Below are 6171 nucleotides of genomic sequence, written 5' to 3' on the forward strand. Positions count from 1 at the left end.
GTCGATGTCCACGAGGTTCCCCCCTCTAGTCCGGCTCAGCCGGAGAACGCGTTACCTCGGCCGTGCCCGCGGGGGGAGCGGGCTTGAACTCCACCTGCACACGGCCGCGCCCCAGCTCGCCGAGGCCGAACCGGCGCCGTGCGGTCTCGGGCCCAGCGGACTTGCCGCCGCCCTTGGCGCCGGCTCCCTTGTTCCGGTGCTTCTGGACGACGTCGATCTCGACGGCCTCGTCGTCGGCCGCGACCACGCGGCCCTCGATCTGGCCTCCCTCCGTCAGCGGTGCGACGACCAGCCTGCCGACGGCACGGCGCCAGTGCCGCGGCTCGGTGAGGGGGCGGTCGACACCGGGGGAGGTCACCTCCAGCACGTACGGCGAGGTCCCCATGAGGTCGGACCCGTCGAGCAGCCCGGAGGCCGTCTCGCTCAGCCGGGCGATGTCGTCGAGGCCGACGCCGCCGTCACCGTCCACGACGATCTTGACGAGGCGGCGGCGGCCGGCGGGCCGCACGTCGACCTCCTCCAGGTCGAAGCCCGCCTCGTTCACCGCGGGCGTGAGCAGCTCGGCCAGCTTGGAGACGGCGGCGTCGCGCGCGGGACGCGGTGCGGCGTGCCCGCCCCGGTCACGCCCGCCCTGCTCGCGGCCGCCCTCGTCGCGCCGGGCCTGCCGGCGCCCGTTCTGGTCGCGCCCCCCTTGAGCGCGGCCGCCACGGGACTCGACGCTCATGGGCCCTCCTCTGTTGTGTCGCCTGCGGTCGCGGGCGTGCCCGTTCCGTGGGCCGCCCGTCCGTTGACACCTCAAGACTATCGACAGCCGGGGACCGCGGCGGTTTTTCGGACCGCTCACCGGCGCGGCGGATATGGAATGCTTGAGCTGGCCTGATGGACGCGTCCGGAGAACGGGACCGCAGCGGGCCGACACCACCACACCGTCGGGTGAGGAGACTCCCTTGCCAGAGGCCGTGCCGCGCTTGCCGGGCGCCGTGTCGCGCCGCGCGCTGCTGGGCCGGGGCGCCGTGCTGGGCGGCGCCGTGCTCGTCCTGCCGTGGGCGGCGGGCTGCGCCGCCGAGACCGTCCCGCACAAGGACGTCCCGACGCTGGTCGGCGCGATCGCGTCCGAACAGGACCTGGTCGCCACCTATGAGGCGGCGCGGTCCGCGGACGCGTCGCGGGCCGGGCGCCTGGATCCCGTCCTCGCCCACCATCGTGAGCATCTCGCCGTCCTGAAACGCCACTACGTGCCCGGTTCGGGGGACCGCGCCGGTGAGGGCGGCGCCATCCCGGCCCCGAGCGCCACCCCGGTCCCGGACGGGAACAAGGCCTTCGCGGCGTTGCGCGACGCGGAGGACCGGGCCGCGAAGGCGCGCACGGCCGACGCCGCGAAGGCGGACCCTGGCCTGGCGCAGCTGCTGGCCAGCATCGGCGCTTGCGAGGCGGGGCACGCGATGATGTCGTCGGGTGAGCCTCCGCCCGTCCGGTCGGAGTCCGGCGCCGAGACGGTTCAGAAGGCGCTGGCGGCCGAGCACGCGGCGGTGTACGGGTACGGGGTGCTCGGCGCCCGCCTGCGCGGGTCGCTGCGGCAGACGGCGAAGGCCGTGTGGGACGCCCACCGCGCGCAGCGTGACGCGCTGGTCTCGCTCCTGTCCGGCACCCCGGTCGTCGCCGCGGCCGCCTACGAGCTGCCGGTCGAGGTCACGTCGGCCCGCAGCGCCGCCCGGCTCGCGGCGGCCCTGGAGGACGATCTCGTCCCGGCGTACGTCGCCCTCGCCGGGCTCTCCTCCCCCGACCTGCGCGCGTTCGCCGCCGACAGCGCGCAGCGCGCTCTGGCGCGGTCGGCCGGCTGGCGCTCCAAGGCGGGCGCCCCGGCACCCGAGGGCGCGTTTCCCGGACTGCCCCCCGCGGCGCTTTCGCCCCGTCCCGAACCCGGTGAGTGATCTTCGGCACGCCGGGAAGGATTCGCCCGATTGATCGCGTTGGTCCAGTCACAGGGGATCATCCGGGGGGAGGAGTCCATGTCCACGTCTCCGCAGGGAAGCGCTCTCGACGAGCTGCGTGCCGCCTACCACGAACAGCTGACCCGGCTCGCCGCCGAACGGGACGCCGCGCGCCGGCAGGCGCGCAGGGCCCAGGCCCAGGCCGATGTGGCGAAGGCCGACCTCGCCAGCCTCCAGAGCCGTGTTCACGAGCTGCTGAACGCCGCCGCCCGCCACCTTCCCGGCCTCCCGGCCGTGGAGGCACCGGCCACTCCGGAGCTTCCCGCCGCCAAGCGGGCCCTGCCCGCCGCCCCGGACGCCTCCGACGCCTCCGGCACCTCCGACGGCGGGACGCGGTCCGCCCGAGCAGCCTGACCGGGGAGGAACGGCCCGCCCAAGGGCCGCGCGGAGACCGCCCGGGGCAGCGGCTCCCGGCGGTCACCGCCCCGGCCGGCGTGCTGTTAATGTCAAGCGGATGACCGCGTACGGCCTCCTCGTCTCCCCCTCGCACAACCGGGTCTATGCACAGGCCGCCTCTGGCCTGGTGCGAGCCGAGCTGACGGTTTTCAGCGAACGGGCGCTCGGTGGGCGCGTCCATGACATCGAGGAGACGGAGATCGGCGGCGTCCCGTACGTGACGTTCTCCGCCGACGACCTGTCGGAACAGGACGTCCGCCTTCTGTCGAACCTGTCGTCGCTCTACGCGCTGTTCCAGATCGAGGACGAACTCCTCCGGCCGGTCACGCTCCGGCCTCTCGACCTGTTCGGCAGTGACCTGCTCACCATCCAGAAGTATTCCGGCAAGACGAACGAGTACTTCACCAAGCTCCTGCTGAACGTGACCGCCATGGCGACCGACTCCCCCATGGACCTGATCACGGGGCGTCCCCGCGTGCTCGACCCCATGTGCGGCCGCGGCACCACCCTCAACCAAGCCATGATGTACGGCCTTGACGCGGCCGGGATCGACATCGACGGCAAGGACTTCGACGCCTACGCGGCCTTCATCAAGACCTGGCTGAAGAACAACCGCGTCAAGCACCGGGCCGAGGTCACCAGCGTCCGGCGCGAGAAGGCCGTCCTCGGGCGCCGCCTCCACGTCACGCTCGGCGCGTCCAAGGAGCTCTACAAGGGCGGCGAGACGATGGAGATCACCGTCGTGAACGCCGACTCCCTGGGCGCGGGCCGGTTCTTCCGCCCGGCCTCCTTCGACATGATCGTGACCGACGCCCCGTACGGCGTCCAGCACGGCAGCCGCCCCAAGGGCGCGCAACCGGGCCGCAAGGGCAAGCCGCAGCTGTCCCGCAGCCCGGTCGAGCTGCTCACGGCGGCCTTGCCCGAGTGGGCCCGCCTCCTGCGGCCCGGCGGAGCCGTCGGGATCTCCTGGAACGCCTTCGTGGGCCGCCGTGAGGATCTCGCGGAGATCCTCACGTCCAACGGCCTCCGGGTTCACGACTCCGGCGCCCACCGGGACTTCCGGCACCGGGTGGACCAGGCCATCTCCCGGGACCTGATCACCGCCCAGAAGCCGCCGGGCTGACTCCGGCGCTCGTCAGATCCAGCGTTCCACGTGCGGGAGCAGTTCGCCCAGGTCGTGGATGAGGGCGTCCGGCGGGATCAGGCCGGGCCGCTCGAAGGCGTGGGTGGTCTGGTGGTGGATCTGGACGGCGCGGAGCCCGGCGGACTTGGCGCCGTGGATGTCGTCGTAGGGGCGGTCGCCGACGAAGACGCAGGAGCCGGGGTCGGTGGCGCCGACGGCGTCCATAGCGGCGCGGAACGCGTCGGCGTGCGGCTTGGTCCAGGGGATCTCGCTGGAGTAGACGGCGCCGTCGAGCAGGCCGAGGACGTCGTCGCGGGCGAAGACGCGCTCGTGCCACTCGCGCGTGCAGATGGTGTTGGACAGAATTCCGATCTTGATGCCGTGGCCGCGGAGAGCGTGGAACAGCCCGGGGACGGCGGGGTCGGTGTGGGTGTGCGGGGTCCAGGTCTCGAAGTGGGAGTCCAGCATCGCGTCGGTGGGCTCGATCCCGGCCATCTCGAACGCCTCGGCGAGCGTGGCGCTGCGGTGCTCGTCGGTGCCGCGGCGCGCGAGTTCCAGCTCCGCTTCGGCGAGCGCGGCCGCCGCCTTCTCGACGTCGTCCGGGGGAAGGTGGGCGGAGCAGATCGCGCGCCACATGTCGGCCAGTTCGAGGTCGTGCCAGGGGGTCAGGGTGCCGCCCCAGTCGAAGATCACAGCTTGTACGCCCATGCCCGGATCGTAACCATCCGGACGCCGCGAACGATCACTCTTTTACGTGGTGGATCGTCCCGGCGGGCGCGACCGGGTCACCGACGCCCAGCTAGGAGCCCGCATGCGCAGATCCCTGCTCGCCGCCTTCCTCTCCGTCGCCCTGCTCCTCACCGGCATGGCCGGTGTCGCCGCGCCGGCGGCGGCGGACCCGATTCCCGACGGCCCGGGACGCGGTTTCGTACCGGCCTACATCGGCGGCCCCGCGACGCCGAAGCCGCTGGAGGGACGTCCCATTCCGGCCAATCCCCATCAGGGGCCGGTCGGGTTGTCGTCCATGCACGCCGACAGCTACGCGTCCGACACCTACCCGTTCCTCGGGCCGCTCGGACGCGACCCCGAGGTGCTCAACGAGGCGAAGGGCGGCGGCCTCCCGGGGCTGTGCTCGACGGTGACGTTCGCCCGACGCACGGGCCTGATCGTGGCTCAGTGCACGCGCGGGCAGAACTTCGTGCTGCGGCTGATCGACCCGAAGACGCTGAAGGATCTCGCCACGTACGACCTGCCGCCCAGGCCGTCCACCGTCCAGGCGGTGTTCTCGCTGAGCCTGGACAAGGTGCTCACCGACACCTCCGGCGGCGCCTACTACTACCTGGACCCGCAGGACCGCGCCGTTCTGGCCGACTCGGCCTTCCACTTGCGGCGGTTCGCGCACGAGAAGGGCCCGGACGGCGAATGGCGCTTCAAGGTGACCGACGACTGGGATCTGAGCGGCCACCTCCCCCACGACTGCGCCACCTGGACCAACCCGTGGCCGAAGGGCGAATGCGACCCCATCACCTCCGTCGGCCCCGACTGGGACGGCCTCATCTGGTGGGTCACGCGGAACGGGCGGATCGGCACCGTCGACCCTGACTCCGGCACCGTCCAGATGACGCGGCTCCAAGGCGAGAGCATCCAGAACTCGTTCGCGACGGCCGAAGACGGTGTGTCGATCGTGTCCGACCACGCGCTCTACCAGATGCGGGCGGACGAGAACGGCACCCCCGAGGTCATCTGGCGCGAGGCGTACGACCGGGGCAGCGGGCGCAAGCCGGGCCAGATCGACCAGGGTTCGGGAACGACCCCCACGTTCTTCGGCGACGGGTACGTGGCGATCACCGACAACGCCGACGACCGCATGCACGTGATCGTCCGCCGCAGGGCCGACGGGCGGATGGTCTGCCGGATCCCGGTGTTCGGCAGCGGGGCGAGCGCGACGGACAACTCGCTGGTCGGGTACGGCAACAGCCTGCTCGTAGAGAACAACTACGGCTACCGCAACTTCTTCGAGCTTCCGCCGGGGGGCTCGTCCGTGGGCGGTGTCAGCCGCGTGGACGTCAAGCCGGGCGGCAGCGGCTGCGAGACCGTCTGGACGAGCGAGGAACGATCGCCGTCCACCGTGCCCAAGGTCTCCGTCCCCGCCGGGCTGCTCTACCTCTACACGAAGGAGCCGCGCAACGACTTCATCGACGCCTGGTACTTGACGGCGGTGGACGTCCACACGGGACGGACCGTCTACAAGGTGCTGACGGGGCCCGGCAAGTGGTTCGACAACAACTGGGCGCCGATCAACATCGGCCCGGACGGCACCGCGTACGTGGGCGTGATCGGCGGGCTCGTCGCCGTCCGCGATCGGGAGTAGGGAGGCGGTCAGCGGGGATACCGGTCCGATCAGCGGAACCGAGCAGGACCGTGGAGGAGGCATGAGGGCACGCAAGCCCGGTGAGACCCGCGACTTCCGCGAGGACATCGACGACATGGGCGACAACGATCAGGACGAGGAGATCGCCCTGACCGAGGAGTACGTGACCGACCCGCCCGAGGACCTGACGATCGAGGAGCCCGAGCAGAGCAGGGACGGCCTCGGCATCACCGAGCACGAACGGCAGACGGCCCGGGAGGGCGAAGAGGAGCGCCCCCACCCCGACACCC

General features: G+C 72.0%; 6 protein-coding genes and 1 pseudogene. 5 read left to right on the forward strand and 2 right to left on the reverse strand.

What is annotated here, in order from left to right:
• Positions 1–25: 25 nt before the first annotated feature.
• The gene (gene rimP / locus E1285_RS25280) at positions 26–568 is read right to left on the reverse strand and encodes a ribosome maturation factor RimP (protein WP_243723038.1); all 543 of its coding nucleotides are present in this window, start codon (positions 566–568) and stop codon (positions 26–28) included.
• A gap of 379 nt (positions 569–947) precedes the next feature.
• Between rimP and E1285_RS47595 the strand changes: the two genes are divergently transcribed.
• The 3 genes from E1285_RS47595 to E1285_RS25295 all read left to right on the forward strand — a co-directional run bounded on the left by E1285_RS47595 (position 948) and on the right by E1285_RS25295 (position 3510).
• Positions 948–1931, forward strand: a complete 984-nt coding sequence (locus E1285_RS47595; RefSeq protein ID WP_243723036.1) for a ferritin-like domain-containing protein — start codon at positions 948–950, stop codon at positions 1929–1931.
• A gap of 78 nt (positions 1932–2009) precedes the next feature.
• Positions 2010–2345 carry a hypothetical protein gene (locus E1285_RS25290; RefSeq protein ID WP_132156228.1) on the forward strand — a complete coding sequence of 112 codons (336 nt, stop codon included), beginning with the start codon at positions 2010–2012 and terminating at the stop codon, positions 2343–2345.
• A 100-nt stretch (positions 2346–2445) separates the two neighbouring features.
• On the forward strand, positions 2446–3510 hold the full coding sequence (locus E1285_RS25295; protein ID WP_132156229.1) for an SAM-dependent methyltransferase: 1065 nt from the start codon (positions 2446–2448) through the stop codon (positions 3508–3510).
• Between the two features lie 12 nt (positions 3511–3522).
• On the opposite strand, the gene E1285_RS25300 is transcribed toward E1285_RS25295, so the two are convergent.
• Complete coding sequence (locus E1285_RS25300) at positions 3523–4218, reverse strand: HAD family hydrolase (protein ID WP_132156231.1); 696 nt, start codon at positions 4216–4218, stop codon at positions 3523–3525.
• Between the two features lie 103 nt (positions 4219–4321).
• On the opposite strand from E1285_RS25300, the gene E1285_RS25305 reads away from it, so the two are divergent.
• Both E1285_RS25305 and E1285_RS25310 read left to right on the forward strand, forming a co-directional pair.
• Entirely contained in the window at positions 4322–5881 is a 1560-nt protein-coding gene (locus E1285_RS25305; RefSeq protein WP_132156233.1) for a hypothetical protein, read from the forward strand.
• Between the two features lie 61 nt (positions 5882–5942).
• Positions 5943–6171 (forward strand): annotated as a pseudogene (locus E1285_RS25310) (hypothetical protein); the annotation flags it as partial.

The sequence above is a fragment of the Actinomadura sp. 7K507 genome, assembly GCF_004348425.1.
In the GTDB taxonomy this organism is placed as follows: Bacteria; Actinomycetota; Actinomycetes; order Streptosporangiales; family Streptosporangiaceae; genus Spirillospora.

Coding starts and splice junctions, on each gene's coding strand:
- E1285_RS25290 (WP_132156228.1), top strand. CDS start 2,010: ATGTCCACGTCTCCGCAGGGAAGCGCTCTCGACGAGCTGCGTGCCGCC.
- E1285_RS25295 (WP_132156229.1), top strand. CDS start 2,446: ATGACCGCGTACGGCCTCCTCGTCTCCCCCTCGCACAACCGGGTCTAT.
- E1285_RS25300 (WP_132156231.1), bottom strand. CDS start 4,218: ATGGGCGTACAAGCTGTGATCTTCGACTGGGGCGGCACCCTGACCCCC.
- E1285_RS25305 (WP_132156233.1), top strand. CDS start 4,322: ATGCGCAGATCCCTGCTCGCCGCCTTCCTCTCCGTCGCCCTGCTCCTC.